General features: G+C 66.0%; 16 protein-coding genes. 12 read left to right on the top strand and 4 right to left on the bottom strand.

The annotated features are described in order from the left end of the window. Positions 1-116: 116 nt before the first annotated feature. A complete protein-coding gene (locus GF399_11535) occupies positions 117-1,862 on the bottom strand; it encodes a T9SS type A sorting domain-containing protein (protein MBD3400944.1) in 1,746 nt (581 codons plus the stop codon). Positions 1,863-1,995: 133 nt separating this feature from the next. Next, positions 1,996-2,601, bottom strand: coding sequence for a DUF2085 domain-containing protein (locus GF399_11530; GenBank protein ID MBD3400943.1), 606 nt, complete (start codon positions 2,599-2,601; stop codon positions 1,996-1,998). A gap of 60 nt (positions 2,602-2,661) precedes the next feature. On the opposite strand from GF399_11530, the gene GF399_11525 reads away from it, so the two are divergent. The 4 genes from GF399_11525 to GF399_11510 are packed head-to-tail and all read left to right on the top strand — an operon-like array spanning position 2,662 to position 6,465. Then, the gene (locus GF399_11525; GenBank protein MBD3400942.1) at positions 2,662-3,687 is read left to right on the top strand and encodes a hypothetical protein; all 1,026 of its coding nucleotides are present in this window, start codon (positions 2,662-2,664) and stop codon (positions 3,685-3,687) included. Positions 3,688-3,695: 8 nt separating this feature from the next. Continuing rightward, entirely contained in the window at positions 3,696-4,394 is a 699-nt protein-coding gene (locus GF399_11520; protein MBD3400941.1) for a restriction endonuclease, read from the top strand. Further along, positions 4,391-5,299 (top strand): site-specific DNA-methyltransferase, encoded by a 909-nt coding sequence (locus tag GF399_11515; protein MBD3400940.1) that lies wholly within the window; start codon positions 4,391-4,393, stop codon positions 5,297-5,299. The genes GF399_11520 and GF399_11515 overlap by 4 nt, the downstream gene beginning before the upstream one ends. After that, positions 5,296-6,465, top strand: coding sequence for an aminotransferase class I/II-fold pyridoxal phosphate-dependent enzyme (locus GF399_11510; protein MBD3400939.1), 1,170 nt, complete (start codon positions 5,296-5,298; stop codon positions 6,463-6,465). Before GF399_11515 ends, GF399_11510 begins: the two co-directional genes overlap by 4 nt. A 287-nt stretch (positions 6,466-6,752) precedes the next feature. Here the strand turns inward: GF399_11510 and GF399_11505 are convergent, their stop codons facing one another. Next, positions 6,753-8,342 (bottom strand): AAA family ATPase, encoded by a 1,590-nt coding sequence (locus GF399_11505; protein ID MBD3400938.1) that lies wholly within the window; start codon positions 8,340-8,342, stop codon positions 6,753-6,755. Between the two features lie 359 nt (positions 8,343-8,701). Further along, positions 8,702-10,105: a PDZ domain-containing protein gene (locus GF399_11500; GenBank protein MBD3400937.1), complete on the bottom strand. Its 1,404-nt coding sequence runs from the start codon at positions 10,103-10,105 to the stop codon at positions 8,702-8,704. 188 nt (positions 10,106-10,293) lie between these two features. Between GF399_11500 and def the strand changes: the two genes are divergently transcribed. From def to GF399_11460, 8 genes are all read left to right on the top strand, one after another. After that, complete coding sequence (gene def, locus GF399_11495) at positions 10,294-10,842, top strand: peptide deformylase (GenBank protein ID MBD3400936.1); 549 nt, start codon at positions 10,294-10,296, stop codon at positions 10,840-10,842. A 289-nt stretch (positions 10,843-11,131) separates the two neighbouring features. Beyond that, a complete protein-coding gene (locus GF399_11490; GenBank protein ID MBD3400935.1) occupies positions 11,132-12,142 on the top strand; it encodes a methionyl-tRNA formyltransferase in 1,011 nt (336 codons plus the stop codon). Between the two features lie 84 nt (positions 12,143-12,226). Then, positions 12,227-13,438, top strand: coding sequence for a tetratricopeptide repeat protein (locus GF399_11485; GenBank protein ID MBD3400934.1), 1,212 nt, complete (start codon positions 12,227-12,229; stop codon positions 13,436-13,438). Then, positions 13,435-15,291 carry a tetratricopeptide repeat protein gene (locus tag GF399_11480; protein MBD3400933.1) on the top strand — a complete coding sequence of 619 codons (1,857 nt, stop codon included), beginning with the start codon at positions 13,435-13,437 and terminating at the stop codon, positions 15,289-15,291. The genes GF399_11485 and GF399_11480 overlap by 4 nt, the downstream gene beginning before the upstream one ends. Before the next feature lie 44 nt (positions 15,292-15,335). Beyond that, positions 15,336-15,896, top strand: a complete 561-nt coding sequence (pyrR, locus tag GF399_11475; GenBank protein ID MBD3400932.1) for a bifunctional pyr operon transcriptional regulator/uracil phosphoribosyltransferase PyrR — start codon at positions 15,336-15,338, stop codon at positions 15,894-15,896. A 25-nt stretch (positions 15,897-15,921) separates the two neighbouring features. Beyond that, on the top strand, positions 15,922-16,848 hold the full coding sequence (locus GF399_11470; GenBank protein MBD3400931.1) for an aspartate carbamoyltransferase catalytic subunit: 927 nt from the start codon (positions 15,922-15,924) through the stop codon (positions 16,846-16,848). Further along, positions 16,845-18,149 carry an amidohydrolase family protein gene (locus GF399_11465; GenBank protein MBD3400930.1) on the top strand — a complete coding sequence of 435 codons (1,305 nt, stop codon included), beginning with the start codon at positions 16,845-16,847 and terminating at the stop codon, positions 18,147-18,149. Before GF399_11470 ends, GF399_11465 begins: the two co-directional genes overlap by 4 nt. 527 nt (positions 18,150-18,676) lie before the next feature. Further along, a partial coding sequence (locus GF399_11460) for a hypothetical protein (protein ID MBD3400929.1) occupies positions 18,677-19,956 on the top strand: 1,280 nt, incomplete at its 3' end.

The raw sequence follows: 19,956 nt of genomic DNA, 5'->3' as shown, positions 1-19,956 counted from the left end.
TGTCGTACGAACGGCGGCGGGGACGCCAGTCCCCGCCCTACAGGGCTGTCGATTAACGCCGGGGGGCGGGGGATTCATCCCACGACCCGCCCTACGTGCATCATGGCAATCGTGCGTTAGCGGCTGATGACGAACCGACGGGTTGCGCTAGCGTTATCGCCGGCGATCCGGGCCAGGTAGACGCCCTGGGGGTAGCTGTCGGTGGGGAGGATGAGGCAGTGGCGGCCGGGGGTGGGATCGAGGTCCAGCGTGGTGATGCCGCGGCCGGAGAGGTCGTAGATGGTCAGCTCGACGGTGTCCAGGCCGGAGGGCAGCTCGTACTCCAGCGTGACGGCGCTGTTGGCCGGGTTGGGATAGGGGTGATCGAGGAACAGCGCCCGGCCCCGTGGGTCCGGGATCGTCACCTCGATGGGGCCGTAGGGGTGGGTGATGCCGTCGCCGCGGACGGCCTTGAGCGTGTACTCCCAGGTCTGGCCGGGTTCGAGGTCGGTGTCGAGGAGTTCGTAGGGGCCGCCGTCGGCGGGCAGGGGCTGCTCATGTACCGGATGGACGCCGGCGTAGTGGTCTTCCTTGATCACGCGATCGACCACGTAGCTGTGGAAGGGCCACTCGGGGGTATCGGTCCACTTAAGTTCGACGTTACCGTCGTCGTTGACCTCGGCGGCGAAGTTGGTGTCGTTGACCCAGGCGCCGGAGGCGGTCAGGCAAATCATGAATCGGCCATCTTCGCTTGTGCCGCCGACATAGTATAGATTGCCATTTGGTGCGATTATTGTATGTTCAAATGGTCCCCACTCGGGATTACCGCTAATTGGTAATTCAACCTCTTCTCGCCAGACCTCAGTACCGGAACTATCCAAGCATACCAAATCATCAAAAACACCGGACTCTGCTGTATAGATATACCCATCAGCATCAATAATCGGTTTATCTGTTGGATCAACATGGTTATCCTCCAGCACCGGACCCCAGAGGATGGAGCCGTCAGTGGGATCAAAGGCGAATAGAGAATAACCGTTGACTACCAGGAAACCATCGGGGTGATAAGAAATGTAACGCAGATACATTTCTGGATTTACATCGAAATCATATGTATAGCTCCACAACTCATTTCCTTCTTCGTCAACAGCAGCTCGATATGAATAAGGATAGTCTGCTAGCACTATATACACATTATTATCTTCATCGATAGTTCTGTTGCCATTCATATCGTAGAACCAGTCATACTCGCCACCACCTCCGCCGTATGGATATTGGTATGTATTTGCGCAAATGATGTTACTAGAATATGTTATTGTCGGATAAAAGCCTAAGTTATGATAATCATAGTTATTAATTACTTCACCCCATATTTCAGTTCCTGATATGGCATACTCCTTAATATAGTATACATCATCATCGTATAATTCACCAAATAAAAGTGGATTACCATCATCAGTAAAATTACCAAAGAATTCTCCAGCATTAGAAATTACACCTTCCTCTATGTAAATTCCATCTTGATAATTACTCTGTATTATTATATTCTTAATTATTACGTTGCTTTCGTCAGGGGATATAACCGGCCACCAAGAATAAAACCACTGACCAGGGTGATCATAAGTAGCTACTAAATTTCCATTGATATCAAACTTACCGCTCTGACTATATAAATTATGGTATATATACCCTTGTGAATCCATCGTTATACGCCCATAACCCGTCCAGGGCTTATACCACAACAACCTTACACCTTCATGGGGACCAACATAGGGACTTTGGCCCGTGTTTTGATAATCAATGCCGCGTGTGGCGCTGGCAGTCTGAGCGGAAACAAGGGAACTGAAAACTAATAGTAAAACGAGTATGAGCTTGCGCATCATGATCCCTCTTTTCTCGCTTTTCTCGCTTTTACATATCTCACGTTCGCTGGATTGCACGTTCGCTGGATTGCTTGACGTTCTCGCAATTTGTAATATAGCCCCGAGAAAGCGCTTCGTCAATGTCACGAGCGTCTCAGCCCAGCGCGCCGCGCAGGATGACCAGCAGCAGCCAGAGCGCCGCGCCGGTCACGGCGGCCAGGGCCGTCCAGACGAAGCGGGCGGGGGCATCCTCGGCGGGCAGCCGGGCCCAGATGAGAGCGCCGACGGTCCAGAAGACGAGGGCGGCCCCGACCAGGGCCAGGGCGTCGAGGACGGCCGTCCAGCCGAGAAGGAGCAGGCCGGTGGTCAGGGCAGCGGCGACGGGCGGTAGCGGTCGGAGCGCGGGGCGGGGTTCGTCGGCGGTTTTCTTCCGGCGCAGGCCGACGAGGAGCAGGGCCAGCAGGATGTAGAGGGCGGCGCCACCGAGGGCGCCGCTCAGTGTGCGCCACCAGCCCGGCGGGCTCCAGACGCCGAGGGTCACCAGGAGCTCGTCGACGACCAGGGGCGCGGCGCAGAGCCAAAGGAGCCAACGGGTCGCGTTCGGCGGCCGTCGAAGGCGCCTATGCCGGAGGACGAGGTACAGCCCGGCCAGCCCGACCCCACCGTAAAGCCCCAGACAGCGGAAGCAGAGCAGGCCGGGGGTCAGCGTGGGCAGGCGGTGGCAGAGCCCGGCGGCCAGACTGGTCAGCGGCTCGTGCATGGAGTTAAGCTCCGGGTTGGTTTATAATCAACAGGGTCGGATCAGCCCCCCGCGAGGTGAATGATGCGCAAGGTCATGCTCAGGCGACTGTTATCGGCGATGCTGCTGGGTCTGCTACTGACGGCGGGCTGCGCGGGCTATCGCGACCTGGGGGAGATCGAGGAAGCCAGGGTCAAGGCGCTCAACGGCGAGCGGGATTACGTCTTTGAGCTGGCCGAGGGGCTGGAGACCACCGACGAGGCCAACCTGCGCCTGGCGATCATTGAGGCCCTGGACGCCGTCGGCGACCGCGGGGCGACGATGGCCCTGGTGCGGACGATGAAGAGCGATCCGGACGCGCAGGTGCGGGTGGCGGTGCCGCCGGTGCTGGCGCGGATGAACGCCCGGCGGGCCATCGAGCCGCTGGCCGAGATGGTGCTGGACGAGGATCCGCAGATGCGCAGCGCGGCCCTGCTGGCGCTGCGGCAGATGGGTGAGGTGCCCGTCGACGCCTACCTGCCCGGCCTCAAGAGCCCCGACGGCACGATCCAGGCCGAGGCGGTCAAGGCCCTGGGGCAGTTGCGGGACCCCGAGCTGGTGCCGGTCTTCTTCGCCGCCTTCTTCGATCCGATCACCGGCGACCAGGCCCGGGAGCAGTTGATCGTCGAGCTGGCCAAGCTGGGCGAGGAGGGCCTCGACGCCCTGTTCCACATTTACGTGCAGTCCGACGACGCCGGCGTGCACAGCGACGTGCGCCGCGAGCTGGAGTCCAGCCCCTCGGACCGGGCCCGGCGGCTGCTGGCCGAGCTGGACGGCGAAAGCGGCTCCTTCGGCTGGGACCTGCACTGGGAGACGCCCCGGGGCACCGAGGTGGTCTACGGCGACGTCGTCGAGGTCAACATCGTCGACGGCGGCAACGCCAGCCTGATGCTGACCACCGACCGCGGACGCTATGTCCACTGCCACTTCAGCGGCTTCACCAACGAGCTATTGTACATCAAGGGCGAGCTGGCCAAGGGTCCGGTGCGCGTCGGCGTCGGCGGCTCCGCGGATTACATCGAGGAGATGACCCACATCTGGGCCGACACCGTGCAGATAGTGCCGTGAACAAGACGCTGGAAGACAGACTGGCCCAAGCCGTCAAGCACTTCTGGGGCGTGCGCTCCGGACAGGCTTCCCGTGTGGGCGGAGGGGATCGGGACGGTCGGGCGGCCGTTACCGGTGGAAAGCAACTGGACGGGTTTCTCAGGCTGCTTAAAGCTTTATTGGTGGAAAACGATATCCCGTCTGAATGGATCAAGCTCGACGCCCGTCTCGACCTGCCGGGATACTACCGTCCGACGAAACGCTGGGACTTGCTGGTAATAGACGGCGAGAGACTCCTCGCCGTCGTGGAGTTGAAATCCCAGGTTGGCCCGTCCTTTGGAAACAACTTCAACAATCGGGTGGAAGAAGCCGTGGGCTCAGCCCAGGACCTCCATACGGCTTACCGCGAGCGGGCCTTCGGCGCGGTGCCTAGTCCCTGGCTGGGCTACCTGATGCTGCTGGAGGACTGCCCGGCCTCGCGAAGCGTTGTGCGGATCAGTCAACCCTTCTTCTCCGTTTTTGACGAGTTCAATGACACCTCCTACGCCCGGCGTTACGAGCTGTTGGGAGAGAGACTGGTCCTGGAGCGCCTCTATACTCGCAGTTGCCTGATCCTGTCCGAGCGGTCGAGCGGTGCCCGCGGGGGCTACAGTGAGCCTAATCCAGCACTGACTTTCGCCGGCTTTATCAAGTCGCTGATCGCCCACTGCCGGGGGGGCAATCCATGACTGATGCGCCGAAGAGCTACGAATCCCTTTCCGTCGAGGAGCGTTTTCGCGAAGCGGAAAAGGCGCGCAGGAACGACCGTGGTCGGCGGATCTCCGTGCTGTTAAAGCGCGGTGACGCCCGCGAGCTGGAATGGATCGACGACGAGAGCTGTCATTTGGTGGTGACCTCGCCGCCCTACTGGACCCTGAAAAAATATAACGATTCGGCGAGCCAATTGGGGCACGTCGAGGATTACGAGGAGTTTCTCGAGGAACTGGATCGGGTCTGGCGGCACAGCTTGCGCATCCTGGTTCCCGGTGGCCGCCTGTGCTGCGTGGTCGGTGATGTCTGCCTCTCGCGACGCAAACACGGCCGTCACCTCGTCATGCCCCTGCATGCGGATATTTCGGTTCGCTGCCGACGCATCGGCTTCGACAACCTCAACCCCATTATCTGGCACAAAATCGCCAACGCCACCACGGAGGTCGAGGGTGGAGGTCGCTTTCTCGGCAAGCCCTACGAGCCCAACGCCATCATCAAGAACGATATCGAGTTTATCCTGATGCAGCGCAAGCCCGGGGGTTATCGTAAACCGACCGAGGAGCAACGTCGACTCAGCATGATCGAGCGCGAGCGTTTCAATCTCTGGTTCCAGCAGATCTGGCGCCTGGGCGGTGAATCGACCCGCAATCATCCCGCCCCCTTCCCCCTTGCCCTGGCCGACCGCCTGGTCAGGATGTTCTCCTTCGTGGGTGACACCGTTCTCGATCCCTTCCTGGGCAGCGGCACGACGGCCGTCGCTGCGATGAAGGCCGGCAGGAACGCCGTCGGGGTGGAAATCGACGCGGACTACTTCGCCGCCACGATCGAACGGGTAAGAGCCTCAGCGGATTTGCTGACCAATACCGAGATAAGTGTTTTATGATGAACGAGTTAGAGCCCATCGACTTCTCGCCGCCGGCGCTGGACGAACGCGAAATCGCCGCCGTGAGCGCGGTCCTGCGCTCGGGCTGGCTGACCCACGGGCCCCGGACCCGGGAGTTCGAACAGCGCTTCGCCGAACTGGTCGGCGCCGAATACGCCGTGGCCGTCGCCAGCGGCACCGCCGCCCTCCACCTGGCCCTCGAGTGCGCCGGGATCGGACCGGGAGACGAGGTGATCACCAGCCCCCTGACCTTCGTCTCGGCGGGCGAGGTCATCCTGCAGCGCGGGGCGCGGCCCGTCTTCGCCGACGTCGACCCCGCGACGGGCAACCTGACTCCGAAGTCGGCCCGGGCCGCCCTCTCCGGGAAAACCCGGGCCGTCATGCCCGTCCATCTGGGTGGCTACCCCGTCGAGATGGACGGCTTCATCAAGCTCTGCGCCGAGTGCGATCTGGCCCTGATCGACGACGCCGCCCACGCCGTCGAGGCCCGTAGCGGCGGCCGGCCCCTCGGCGCCCTGGGCGACGCCGGCTGCTACAGCTTCTATGTCACCAAGAACCTGACCACGGGCGAGGGCGGCATGCTGGTCACCTCGCGGAAGGAATGGGCCCAAAGGGCGCGGCTGCTGCGCCTCCACGGCATGGACCGCGACGCCTGGAACCGCTACGCCGCCGACGGCCGCCCGGGCTACGACATCACCGCCCTGGGCTACAAGTACAACCTGACCGATATCGCCGCCGCCCTCGGCCTGGTTCAGCTCGACAAACTGGCCGAGAACCGCCGCCGCCGCCTGGAACTCGCCGCCGCCTACGATGAGGAACTCGCCGACCTGCCCGGCATCGAAACCCCGGCGCGGCCCGCCGCCGACTCCGATGACGAGCACGCCTGGCACCTCTACACCGTGCGCGTCCTCGAGGACCGCTGTACACTGTCCCGGGACGAGCTGGCCGCCCGCCTGCACGAGCTGCGCACCGCCACCGCCCTCCACTTCCACCCCCTCCACCTGATGAGCTTCTACCGCGAACGCCTCGGCACCCGGCCGGGGTTGTTCCCCATCGCCGAACGCCTGGGACGCGAACGGCTCAGCCTGCCCTTCAGCCCGGCCTACGGTCCGGCAACGGCCGCCGAGGTCGCCCGGCGAATCCGCCTGGCACTGCAACAACGCTGAAACCACAGCGGCCTCGAGGGCCGGCGCGGTTGTTGCGACGACGGACCGCCCCGGTCCGTCGTCAATGCAACAACCGTGACGGCCCGGCTCGACCCCGGCGGGCGGCCACGGCGGTCGCCGGTCCCGCGAATAGCGGCGAGCACCTCGCAGACGTAAAGAGCCGCGGTGCGGGGTTCTCGAACCCCGTACCGCGGCCACGGATTCTCGCCGCTTTGGGGGACTTGGAGCCCCCGCAGCCGCGCGGAATGTGCCGACGGGTATGCTTGCTTATCCTGGGTAAGGACCGCTTAACGGGGCTCTTCGACGACGAACAGTCGGGTGCGGGCACGGCTGTAACCAACGTAGCGCAACTCCGGGGTCAGGCCCCGGCCGTGGCGGGTCTCATCGAGAACGAAGACGGCGTCGGCTTCCAGGCCCTTGAAGCTGTGGATGGTCGAGTAGAGCAGCTCGTCGTCGCCGGGCGGACGTCGGCGCAGCTCGACGACGCTGCGGCCCGCCAACTCGTCGCCCACCAGGGCGCTTTTCTCGAGATTGAAGGGTCCCAACAGGGCCAGTTGTCGGGGTCTGAAACCGCCGTCGAGCAGCTCCGCCACGGCGCGCTCCAGCTCATCGGCGGTCAGCCGTTCGGGCTCGACGCCGGGGGCGGCGTCGGCGCAATGGCGGAGTTCGATCTCCAAGCCCTCGGCGGCCAGTTGCTCATTGATGAAACGGCAGATGGAGCGGGTGTTGCGGACGTTCTGGTCCAGCGGGAAGGCGGCACGGTTCAACTGCTCGGGGACTCCGGCGGCGCCGAAAACGTCCTGCTGCTCATCGGTGAAGATGATCAAGCGCCCATCTGGCTTGCGCAGGGCCTCGACGGCCGGCCACCAGGGAGCGCGGAAATCCTGGGCCTCGTCGACGATGACTAGATCATAGCGCGTCTCGAGTTCATCCAGGGCGCGCTCCAGGAGTTCGGCGCTGGTGCGTTGCCAAAAGTTCTGCCGCCCGGAGGGCGCGTCGGCCTCGAAGGCGGCGTCCCATTCATCACCCAGCCCGGCCCGGCGGGCCAGATCATGGGCCAGGCGATGGAAGTGGGCCAGTTCGAGGCGTTCGTAGAGCCCCTCAACGTCCCAGACGGTGTCGCGCTTGCGCCACAGCCACTCCTTGAGCGCTCGGTTGTAACAGAGGTAGAGAACCTTACGGCCGGCGCAGGCGGCCTCCTCGGCCAGCTTGAGGGCCAGAACGGTCTTGCCGCTGCCGGCGCCGCCGCTGAAGGTCAGTGTTGGGATCTGCATTCCGGCGACCTTACGCGCCGCGGCCAACTGCTCGGTGGTCAGCCGGGCGATACCGGCCAGATCGTCGCGGATGTCGAGCAGACGCGGTGTCTTGTCATGCTCGAAGGCCAAGCGCAGGCGCGTCAGCTCGCGACCGTCCACCCCGACCAGACCCAGGCCCCGGCTGCGCTTGAGCTCTTCGTCCCAGTTGTGCGCCAAGCGCTCCAGCCGCCCGCCGAGATCGGCCAGCTCGGCGGCGCGGATCAGTTTGTCGGCGTGGGGGAAGGCTCCCCGCGGGTTGGCGTGGGGCAGGGCCACCGCCCAGCCCACCGAGCAACCCAGGTGGTAGTTGCGACAGAGCTCGATCAGCTCCCGCTGTTGATCCCAGACCTGGGCGAAGACATCCTTGCGCCGGCCGTTGTAGCGTACGTAGAGACGATCGCCGTCGATCTCGTAGTCCGTCGCTCCCTTGACCTCGACGACGAACAGGCCGTGGTCGGGATGGGCGAGGATGAAATCGTATTCACGCAGGCTGCGCGGTTGAACGTTGCGCCAGTAGCTCCATGGGGGCTGGAGTTTCCGCAGATCGTTTTCGAAGCGCGCCTCGGCACGGTTACTCGTCATCGGTGTTGACCTCCAACCCGGCGGTGGGCAACTCGACGGCCCTGGCGGTGCCACACGACCAGCTTACCTTTGTCGATGGCTGCGGCGAGGGGTGTCGTGAGCAGTAAGACGGCGCTGATGGTACTGATGGCGTTACGATGGCCGCCCCTTTCTTCGAGGCCCGGGGCGAACCGGTACCCCGGCGTACATTAATCCCATTTACATAGTAAGTATATCAGACGGGTTGCCAAAAGCAATCCAATCTGCCGCGAGCGTTGAAATGGGCGGGGGCGGGGCGACCGGTCGGCCGGGAGGATGATAGAGGCCGGGCGGAGGCGCAAACCTCCGCCCGGCTAGAGCTGGGATGCGCCTGAGGCTGGCTAGGGTTCCAGCGCCAGGAAGCTCGTCCGGCCGTTGCGCCAGATCAGCACCAAAACCGGCTCGCCCTCGGCGGTGCGCCGGGTCAGGAACTCCAGCTCCCCGGCGTCGTCGATGGCCTGACGGTCGTATTCCAGTACGACGTCGCCGCGCCGGATGCCGGCCGTGTCGGCGGGACCGTCGCGCTCGACCCGGACCACCAGGGCGCCGACGGCCTCCTCCAGCCCCAGCTCCTCGGCCAGCTCGTCGGTGACGGTCTGGACCTCCATCCCGACGTTGTCCAGGCTCAGGCTCTCCGGCTCCGCGCTCTCCAGCTCGCGGTAGTAGGCCTGCAGGTCGGCGGGACGCTCACCCAGAGCGACCTCGAGGGTCCGCTCAGCGCCCTCGCGGTTGATGGTGAAGTCGTACTCGCCGCCGACCTCGAGCCGGGCCACCCGGTTCTTCAGATCGTTGGCGTCGTCGACCCGGTAGTCCTCGACGGCCAGGATGACGTCGCCGACCTCGAAACCGGCCTCGTCGGCGGGGGAGCCGGGGAAGATCTCGGACACCAGGGCGCCGCGGCGCTCCTCGAGCTCCAGGGCGTCGCGTATCTCCTCGGTGACGTCCTGGATCGAGACGCCCAGCCAACCCCGGCTGACCCGGCCCTGCTCGCGCAGGTCGCGGGCGATGCGCTCGGCCATGTTGATCGGGATGGCGAAGCCGACGCCGATGTTGTGCTGCTCACCGTAGCCGCCCCCGGCACGGATCGCCGAGTTGATCCCGATCACCTCGCCGTCGAGGTTGACCAGGGGGCCGCCGGAGTTGCCCGGGTTGATCGAGGCGTCGGTCTGGATGAAGTCCTCGTAGTTGGCCAATCCCAGGTTCTGGCGACCGGTGGCGCTGATGATCCCCTGGGTGACCGAGTGCTGCAGGCCGAAGGGGCTGCCGATGGCCAGCACCCAGTCGCCGACGCGGATACCGTCGGAATCGCCCAGCCGGGCGGCGGGCAGGGCCAACTCCTCCTCCGTGGTCAGGCGGATCAAGGCCACATCGGAATCGATGTCGGCGCCGACCAGCTCGGCCTCGTAGACCCGCTCATCGGCCAGGGTGACCCGGATGGTCTCGGCGTCGGCCACTACGTGGGCGTTGGTCATGATGTAGCCCTCGGGGTCGATGATGAAGCCCGAACCGGCGCCGCGCTGCTCCTCCGGACCCTCCCAGCCCCAGAACTCGAAGAAGAACTCCTCGGATTCCTCCAGCCGGCTGGTGACCTCGATGAAGACCACGGAGCGGGAGGCCTCAGCCGCCACCCGGGCGAAGGCGTCCTGCAGGGCGCGCAGCACTGCCAGACCGTCCGGCCCCTCTTGGGCGCTGACGGTGGTCAACACAAAGACGAGTATGATGAGCGATAAGATACGTTTACGCATCGTCGACAACCTCGCTTGTTGGATCGATCGGGGACAGTCAACATCGGGGGATGATCATCGCTTCCAGATACGCCCGTCGGCCGCCCGCTGTTCCCCATCCCTGACCCGTTAACAGCCGAGTTGACAGGTCGGGATTGTGATGTTAGTCTACCCCCACAAACAGGTCTAAACCACGTTCGGGAGTTTTCTTGGCCATTTTGCCTATCCACTGCTACGAGCACGAAGCCCTGCGCCGCGCCGCGGAGCCGATAGCCGACATCGACGACGAGGTCCGCCGCCTGGCCGCCGACATGCGCGAGACCATGCTGGCCTTCGAGGGCCTCGGACTGGCCGCGCCCCAGGTCGGCGTCGGCCGCTGCCTGTTCATCCTCCACCACCACCTGCTCCCCGAGGCCGAGGAACCCCGCGTCTTCATCAACCCCGAACTCGAACCCGCCGGCGAGCCCTACATCGACCGCGAAGGCTGCCTCAGCCTGCCCGAGATCTACGGCCGGGTCAAACGCCACAGCCGCGTCACCCTGCGGGCCACCGACCTCGAAGGCCGCAAGCTGGAACTGGAGCTGGCCCTGCTGGCCGCCCGGGCCGCCCAGCACGAGTTAGACCATCTCGAGGGCCTCATGTTCGTCGACCACCTGGCCAAGGGCCAACGGATGCTGCTCCGCGGCCGCCTCAAACAACTTGCCGCCCGCACCGATCAGGGCTGGCTGCGCCGCCTCGAGGACGAACAGCGGAAGTAACTGTCCGTCGACAGCCGACGCCGCGACACGCCGTGCCGACCCCGGGGTCGGCTTTTCCACAACCGCCGGAGCCCGGAAAATGGCCGATCCACCGACCCACCGAACCCCCCGCCGCCGGAACCGGCACGGTTTTTGCATCTCGGCGACCGTTACGGACGGTGTTAACGGTCCGCCTCCGCAAAAACCGTGCCGGTTCCGGCGGCGGGGGGTCTGAGCGGTGGATAACCGACCGCGGCCGTTTTCCGGGCTCCGGGGGGCGGGGGCGGTCGGTCGATGAAACTGGTTCTCGATGCCGAAGTGCGTTACAATCAAGGCGATGGCGAAGCGACGGATCATCTTTTTCGGTACCCCGGCGGTGGCCGCCCGGACCCTCCGGCATCTGCTGGACGAGGGGCTGGAGGTCGTCGCCGTGGTCAGCCAGCCGGACCGGCCCCGGGGGCGGGGCAAGCGTCTCGCGCCGACGCCGGTCCGGGAGGCGGCGCAGGCGGTCGGCCTGCCGCTGCTACAGCCGGAGAGCTGCCGCGACGCCGGTTTCATTGACGAGCTGGCGGCCTACGAGCCGGACCTGCTGGCCGTGGTGGCCTACGGCCAGTTCCTGCCCCGGCGGCTGCGCGGACTGCCGCGGCTGGCGGCGTTGAACCTGCACTACAGCCTGCTGCCGGCCTACCGGGGCGCGGCGCCGGTCAACTGGGCCCTGGTCGAGGGCGTCCGGCGGACCGGGGTGACGGTCCAGCGAGTGGCCCGGCGGATGGACGCCGGTGACATCCTGCTGCAGCGCGAGGTCGAGGTTGCGCGGCGCGCGACGGCGCCGGAGCTCTTGGAACGGTTGATCCCCGTCGGCGCCGCGGCGCTGACCGCGGCGTTGCGTGATTGCGCCGAGCTGTTGGAGCGGGCCCGACCCCAGGCCGAGGGACGGGTCTCCTACGCCCCCCTGCTGCGGCGGGAGCACGGCGGGTTGGACTTCCGCCGTCCGGCGCGGGAGCTGTTCGACCGCTGGCGCGGGCTGTTGCCCTGGCCCGGCGTCTACTGCGAACTCGACGGTCAACGGCTCAAGGTTCACCGTTTGGCCCTGCGCGAGGGGCGCACGGACCGGCCGCCGGGGACGATCTTCGACCTCGAGGGCTCGACGGGGCTTACGGCCTGTGGTGAGGGCGGCATCCTGGCCCTCGAGGAGGTCCAGGCGCCCAACCAGCAGCGTCTTGATCTGCGCAGTTTCCTCAACGGTCGCCGCCTGCGCACCCCGGTGGCGCTGACCAGTTGTCCGCCCCGGCCCAAAACGGCCCCCGGCGAAGCCCGCTGACGGCCTTGCCCCGACGGCGGGGCTTTTTTATAATCCTAAACTGGAGTACTACGGGATACCCGGTCAAATCGGAGGATTGCGCCCTTGAAGCAGGTCCCCATCCGTCTATTCGTCAGTCTGGCGCTGCTGAGCGCCGCGGTGGTTTCCGCCGACGACGTCTACCGCTACACCGCCGAGCCGATCCACATCTCCGCGCCGGGCTCCGAGATCGACCCGGCGCTGTTCACCGGCGGCGGCGGAGTCGAGCCTTCCGAGCGGTTGCGGGCGGGTTACGACGCCTTCAGCGAGGGCGAATACGAGACCGCCCTGGGCCGTTTCAAGGAGCTGACCCGGGACGAGCCCTTCTACGCCAACGCCCTCTACGGTCGAGCCCTGTGCCAGCAGAGCCTGGGCCGGGTCAACGACGCCGTCTACGAGTACAACCGGCTGATCAGCTATACCGACTCCCTGCCGGCGGGGGACCCGGAGCGCCGCTTCCGCAAGCTGGCCCTGGAGTCCCTGGTGCGGTTGCTCTACGAGAACCCGCCCCCCGAGGGCACGGCGACCAAGCTGCAGATGATCCTCGGCCCCGAGGACAACAAGGACGCCCTCTACCTGCTGGGCTCGCTGCACCGGGAGTACGCCGAGTACGAGGAGGCCCTGGAGATTTTCAACCTGCTCTACGACCAGGCCCCCGACGTGCGCGAGAACCTGCGTTTACTGTTCGCCCGGGCCGAGGTCACCGAGCTCCAGGCGCCGATCGTGCGCGACTCCGACGAGCAGTACCGCCGGGCCGTCGAGCTCTACGAGCGCGTCGTCGAGGTCGGCGAGCGCGAGCTGGCCGACGAGGGCGACGCCGACATCGCCTACTACGTCGTGCGGGCCCTGGGCCGTCTGGGCCTCTACCACCAGCGGCGGGCCGAGCAGCTCAAGTACGGCGGCGCCAGCTTCCTGCCGACGGTGGAGGCGGACAACGGTCTCGAGCTGCTCATCGACGAGAGCGAGCTCGAGGAGACCGACCGTTCCTATATCTATTCGCGCAACCGCATCACCCGCTTCCTCGATAACTACAGCGCCGTCATCGCCCTGCTCTATACCTACAACGTCGCCGTGCCGCGGCCCGACCACCGCTTGGACCTGCAGATCACCATCAGCCCCGACGGCGCCGTGATGGACCTCGAGGTGCTGGAGAGCAACCTGCCGCCGTCGTTCACCGATCAACTGACCTCGATGGTGGCGGCCTGGCGCTTTCCGCCGGGACGCAAACGGGTGGTTGCCGTCTATCCGATCGTCTTCGACGGGGAGGGGGACCGATGAACCGCCGCGCCGCGCTCCGGCTCGCCACCGCCGTCCTCGTCCCGCTGCTGCTCGCCGGCTGCGGTCCCGAACCCGAGCCCGATGACGCCTACGAGGTCCAGCTCGAGAAGGCTCAGGAGGAGTTCCGCCTGGCCGGCGACTACTACGGAGCCTACATCGAGCGCTACCGTGAGTTCCCGGAGCTGGCCGAGCGCATCTCGCCCCAGGAGTTGGCCCTGGTCGGCTACAGCTACGGCCGCTGCATGTCCGAGCTGGCCGCCGAGTTGGAGACCGCCGACGAGGCCCAGAAGAAGGTCCGCGCCGCCAGCTACTACGAAACGGCGGGCAACGCCTTCCGCATTGCCGCCGACACCGGCCTGCCGGCCTACCTCCAGCCGGCCCTGCTGTCCACGGTGCTGGTTTACGCCCGGGCGGTGGAGCTCGACGGCGAGGCCCGGCCCGACCTGGTCGACAACACCCTGCGGGTCTGCGAGGAGTACTTCGCCGCTCGGGAGGCGCGGCCCGCCTTGTTCGGCATCCCCGATGACGACGCCCGGGTGGCCCTGGTCAAGACCGAGCTGCTCTACCGCCGCGGCGATAACGAAGCCGCCGCCGAGTTTTTCGAGACCTACCTGGCCGAGTTCGAGCGCGCCAAGGGCGGCACCTGGCCGGCCCGGCTGGCCGGACGCCTGGGCGATGAGACCTTCCACGCCGGGCTCTACGAGCAGTCGGAGCATTACTACCGCCGCGCCGCCGAGCTGGCCGGGGAGGACGAGACCCTGCTCCAGCGCTACGCCCACAACACCAAGATCGCCGACTTCTACAAGGGCTTGACCATCGAGGCCGCCGTGCCCAAGCTGCGCTACGGTCTGCTCACCCCGGAGCAGCGGGCCGACCTGCGCCGCGCCCTCGAGCACTACGCCGCCGTGGCCCGGGACTACCCGGAGCACGTCGTCGCCGGCCGGGCCCTCTACCGCAGCGCCTACATCAACGAGCACTGGATCGCCGATCTGCCCGCCGCCTCCCGGCTCTACGCCGGGGTCGTCGAGGATTATCCCGCGCACGAGCTGGCGCCGACGGCCTGTTTCCGCGCCGGGCTCTGCGCCGAGCTGGGCGGCGACTACGAGCGCGCCGCGGGTTTCTACGAGCGCCTGGAGGACGATTACGACGACAGCCCGGAGGCCCCCCTCGTCGGGCTGCGCCGCGGGATCATGCTGCTGGACGAGGACCCCGCCGCGGCCGCGGAGTCGCTGGAGGACTTCATCGACGAGACCCAGGGCCGCAACGCCTACCGTCTGTGGGTCGGCGAGGCCTACGCCGCCCTGGGCGAGCTGGCCGAGGAGGACGGCGACAGTGAGGCCGCCCTCGAGCTCTACACCCGCGCCGTCGAGAACCACGGTTTCCGTGAGGGAGTGCGCTACGGCTCCGAGCGTATCGCCCAGGCCTATCTGACCTACGCCGAGCAGTTCACCGAGCGCTTCGAGGAGCTCGAGCTGCGCGGCTCCCTGGAGGAGGTCCAGCGGGCCGTCGTCGAGCTCAGCGAACTGCGCAACAAGCTGATCTTCGGCTACTCGGGCGCCGACGCCTACGGCGACCTCGAGCTGTCGATCTACGCCAAGTACCGGGCCGGTCGGGTCTTCGAGTCCTTCGCCGTTCGGCTCCAGGACACCGAGCTGACCGCGGGCGGCGACGCCGAGGAGCTCGAGGAGATCTACTACCAGATCAACTACCCCACCCGTTCCTTCTTCATCAAGGCCCGGGAGGCCTATCGCGCCGCCCTGGACACCGTCGAGCTGGCCGGAGGCTCCCCCCTGGCCGACGAGGTCCGCGCGGCCCACGAGCGCCTGACCCGCCTGATCGGTCCGGAGGACTGACCAAGCTCGCGGCTCTCAGCCCCAACCACTGCCGGGAGAACCCGATGCCCAAGAGGGATTTCCAGCTACTCAAGACATCGACGGTGGCCGATCGGGAGCGCCTGGACGGCATCGTCGACGAACTCTGTGCCGCCGTGGCCGAGGACCTCGAGCCGGAGGCCCGGATCGCCGTCGTCGGCATCCGCGCCGGCGGCGAGGTCATCGCCAAGCGTCTGGCCGCCGAACTCACCGCCCGGAGCGGCGCTCCCGTCCCCCTGGGCTTCGTCGACATCACCCTCTACCGCGACGACCTCAACGACCTGGGCTACCTGCCCAAGGTCGGCTCGACGGAGATCGATTTCCCCATCGACGACACCGTCGTCGTGTTGGCCGACGACGTCATCTACACCGGCCGCACCGTCCGCGCCGCCATCGACGAGATCATCGACTTCGGTCGGCCCCGGGCCATCCGTCTGCTGGCCGTCGCCGAGCGCGACGGACGCGAGCTGCCCATCCGGGCCGACTACATCGGCCTCCATGTCGAGACCGAGCCCGGGGAGATGGTGATCGTCAACTTCGACGAGCCCGAACCCGGCGTCTTCCTCTACCGTCGCGCCGACGGTTGATCCGACCGCCCCCGAGGGGGGAGCAATGCTCAAGAGCAAGAACCTGTTGGGGATCCAGGACCTCGACGCCGAGGACATCGAGCTGATCCTCGAGACGGCGGAGCGCTTCAAGGAGGTCAGCTCGCGCCGGGTCAAGAAGACCCCGGCCCTGCGCGGCCGGATCGTGGCCAACCTGTTCTACACCCCCTCGATCCGCACCCGCATCTCCTTCGAGCGCGCCTGCAAGGCCCTCTCCGCCGATCTGATCAACATCTCCTCGGCCCAGGCCTCCCTCGGCGAGACCCTGACCGACATCGCCCACACCCTTCAGGGTATGGGGGTGGACCTGCTGGTGGTGCGCCACCACTTGGCCGGGGCGCCGGTCCAGTTGGCCGCCAACATCTCCGCCGGGGTGATCAACGCCGGCGACGGCGCCCACGAGCACCCCACCCAGGCCCTCGTCGACGCCTACACCATCCGCCGGCTCAAGGGCCGGATCGACGGCCTCAAGGTGGCCCTCCTCGGCGACATCCGCCACAGCCCGACGGCCAAGAGCAACCTCTACTGCCTGAACAAGCTGGGCGCCCAGGTCGTCGTCGGCACCCCCAGCCCCCTGGTGCCCGAGGGCCTCGAGGAGCTGGGCTGCCGGGTCTACAACACCACCGAGGAGGCCGTCGACGGCGCCGACGTGATCATCCTGACCCGGGTCAGCCTGGATTACGGCAACGACAAGCTGCTGCCCAGCCTGCGCGAGTTCTCCCGCTTCTTCTCCCTCAACACCGAGCGGCTGTCCCTGGCCAAGCCCGACGTCACCGTGCTCCACGGCGGGCGGATCAACCGCGGCGTCGAGGTCAGCGCCCATGTCGCCGAGCGCTCCTGGCCGGCGATGATGGAGCAGGTTTCCGCCGGGATCGTTGTCCGCATGGCCGTGCTCTACCTGCTGATCATGGCCCGCAAGGAGGAGGCGGCGTGAGAACCTCCGGCGTCGACTACCTGCTGCGCGGCGGACGGATCGTCGATCCGGCCAACTGCGTCGACGAGATTGGCGACCTGCGGCTGGCCGCTGGATTAATCGCCGGGTTCGGCCCCGAGCTGCCCGCCGACGACTGCGAGGTCGTCGACTGCGCCGGGATGCTCGTCCTGCCCGGCCTGGTGGACACCAACGTCCACCTCAACGAGCCCGGCCGCGAGGACCGCGAGACCATCGCCACCGGCACCCGGGCCGCCGCCCGCGGCGGCTACACCTCCCTGGGCTGCCGCAGCACGGTGACCATGGTGATGGACAACCAGACCGTGGTCCAGTTCATCCGCAGCCGGGCCGCCCGCGACGGCGTCGTCCGCGTTTACCCCATCGGCGCGATGACCAAACAGATGGACGGTCTCGAACCGGCCGAGATCGGTGAGCTGGCCGCCGCCGGCGCCCTGGCCGTCTCCGACGACATCCGCCCCGTGGCCAACCCCGCCGTGATGCGTCGGGTGATCATCTACGCCCGGATGTTCAATACCCCGGTGATCAGCTTCCCCCAGGACCCCGAGCTGGCCGCCGACGGCGTGATGCACGAAGGCCCCGTCTCCACCCGCCTGGGCCTCGAGGGCATCCCCGCCGTCGCCGAGGAGGTCTTCGTCGCCCGGGAGGCCGTCTTCGCCGAGGCCCTCGACTACCCCGTCCACCTCTCGCCGATCTCCAGCGCCGCCGCCGTCGAGCTGCTGCGCTACGCCGCCGAGCGCCACATCCCGCTGAGCGCCGAGGTCACCCCGCACAACCTCGTCCTCACCGACGAGGCCTGCCGGGGCTACGACACCGACGCCAAGGTCTCCCCGCCCCTGCGTTCCGCCGCCGACCGCGACGCCCTCGTCGCCGCCCTGGCCGAAGGCATCATCGGCGTCGTGGCCACCGATCACTCCCCCTGCACCTCGGCCGAGAAGCAGACCGAGTTCCAGCGCGCCGCCTTCGGTATCTCCGGCCTCGAAACCGCCTTCCCCCTGCTGTTCACCGAGCTGGTCCTGACCAACCGCCTGCCCCTCAACCGCCTCGTCGAGGCCATGAGCCGCCGCCCCGCCGCCGTCCTCGGCCTGGCCCTGGGCGCCCTGACCCAGGGCTACCCCGCCGACGTCGCCGTCGTCGACCCCAAGGCCGAGCGCGCCGTCGACACCGCCGCCTTCCACAGCAAGGGTCGCAACAACCCCTTCCAGGGCCGCCAACTGCGCGGCTGGCCCCGCGACGTCTTCGTCGGCGGCCGGGCCGTGCTGCGCGACGGCGAGCTGACGGTCTAGCAGCCCGGTCGACACACCACCGCCGACGCGGGGCAAGATGCCCACCCCCCTGCACGACGGCGTTAGCAGCAGAAGAGCCGGGAACGGCGCGGCCCACTGTCAACCCAACCGCCCGCAGCCCCCGGGGGTCCTCGACCCCCGGGTTAGTTGTACCTCATCCGATCATCTTCCGCTCGCACCCCGGTCTTCGTCGGCGCTCCAGGGCCGGGCAGACGCGCCGGAGCCGAGGGCCGGGGTGGTTGACACGCCGAACCGCCTCAGGTCCGGCGTGAATGCAACAAGTGTTACCCGTATCCTGATCGCTCCCGCTTCAACGGCTGCGGACGAACCGACCCGTCAAGGGACCTTAACCACAGCGTTGCCGGTGAAACAACCAGAACAACCGGCTTAGCAATTCTCAGCTATCCAACCGCCGGTGAACAGGCAACCGGGGAAACCTGAGCTGCTTTTTGACAAGCAGGAGTTGTCAATCAAGTCATCTTGAATATACCGTCACCCTCGTTTCACAACAGACGAGGTTAGCGAACATGAGCAAGGGTTTACCAGTTATCCTGGCGATAACGGCTTTCTTCAGTGTCGCGGCGGCCGCCGGACGGGCGGATGGTGACTGGGAACTCGGCATCATCGCCACCGGTTTCGCCGGAGCCAGCGAGGTCTGCGCCGCCGATATCGACGGTGACGGCGACCAGGACGTCGTCGGCGCGGCGGAGGCAGCGCACACCCTGGCCTGGTGGGCCAACGAGGACGCCGATAGGCGTTGGACCGAACACATCATCAGCCAGAGTTTCAGCGGCGCCCGCGACGTTTATACCACGGATATAGACGGCGACGGCGATCAGGATATCCTCTGCGCCGCCGGGAAGCTGAATACCGTCGCCTGGTGGTCCAACGATGACGGAATCGGCGAGACCTGGACCCAACACCTGATCGTCGAGGATTTCGAACGAGCCAGCGACGTTAAAGCCGCTGATTTCGACAACGATGGAGACCTGGACGTTCTCGGCAGCTCAGAGGGATTACACCTGATAATGCTGTACGAGTACACAGACGGCGGTGGTTTGAATTTTCGTCATTGTGTCGGGACCAACTACAATAACGTTCTGGAGACCCAGCCCGTCGATATCGACGGTGACGGTGATCTGGACGTAGTCGGTGCCGGCTTTTACGAGCAGAATATCGCCTGGTGGGAAAATATCGACGGCTTAGGTCATGAATGGTCGTACAATGACCTTGAAGGCAGTGGCAGTGGACTCGGTAGCGGCGCCTGTACCGTTCACGCAGGTGAGCTGGATGGTGACGGCGATAATGACATCATCGCCCATTCCCTCTTCTGGAACAGGATCCCCTGGTGGGAGAACCTCGATGGTGTGGGTTATGGTTGGACCTGTCAATACATCGACCAGGATTGTGGTGGTATTTCCACATTCAAATCCATCATGGCCGTTGATATCGATGCCGACGGTGATACTGACATACTGGGTACCAATGCCGGGCTGAAAGAAATCTGCTTCTGGGAGAACGAAACCGGCGAGGGAACGAGCTGGAGCAAGCGTTTTGTGAGCACTGCCTGCTTGGGCGCGATGTCCGCCTGCGCCGCCGATATCGACGGCGACGGCACCCTGGATGTCGTCGGCGTCGGCTACGATTGGAACGTCGTCGCCTGGTGGCGCAATGCGTATGCCGGGCCCGCGGTGGTGGATTTGGACGCCGCCGTCGTCGATGAGGGATTGCTGGTCGAGTGGCGCCTCGATGGCCGTCCGAACTCCCTGCGCGTGCTGCGCGGCGCCGAGGACCCCGTCCCCGTCTC

Source organism: Candidatus Coatesbacteria bacterium (genome assembly GCA_014728225.1).
In the GTDB taxonomy this organism is placed as follows: Bacteria; RBG-13-66-14; RBG-13-66-14; order RBG-13-66-14; family RBG-13-66-14; genus WJLX01.
This window is presented reverse-complemented; position numbering and strand designations above follow the sequence as displayed.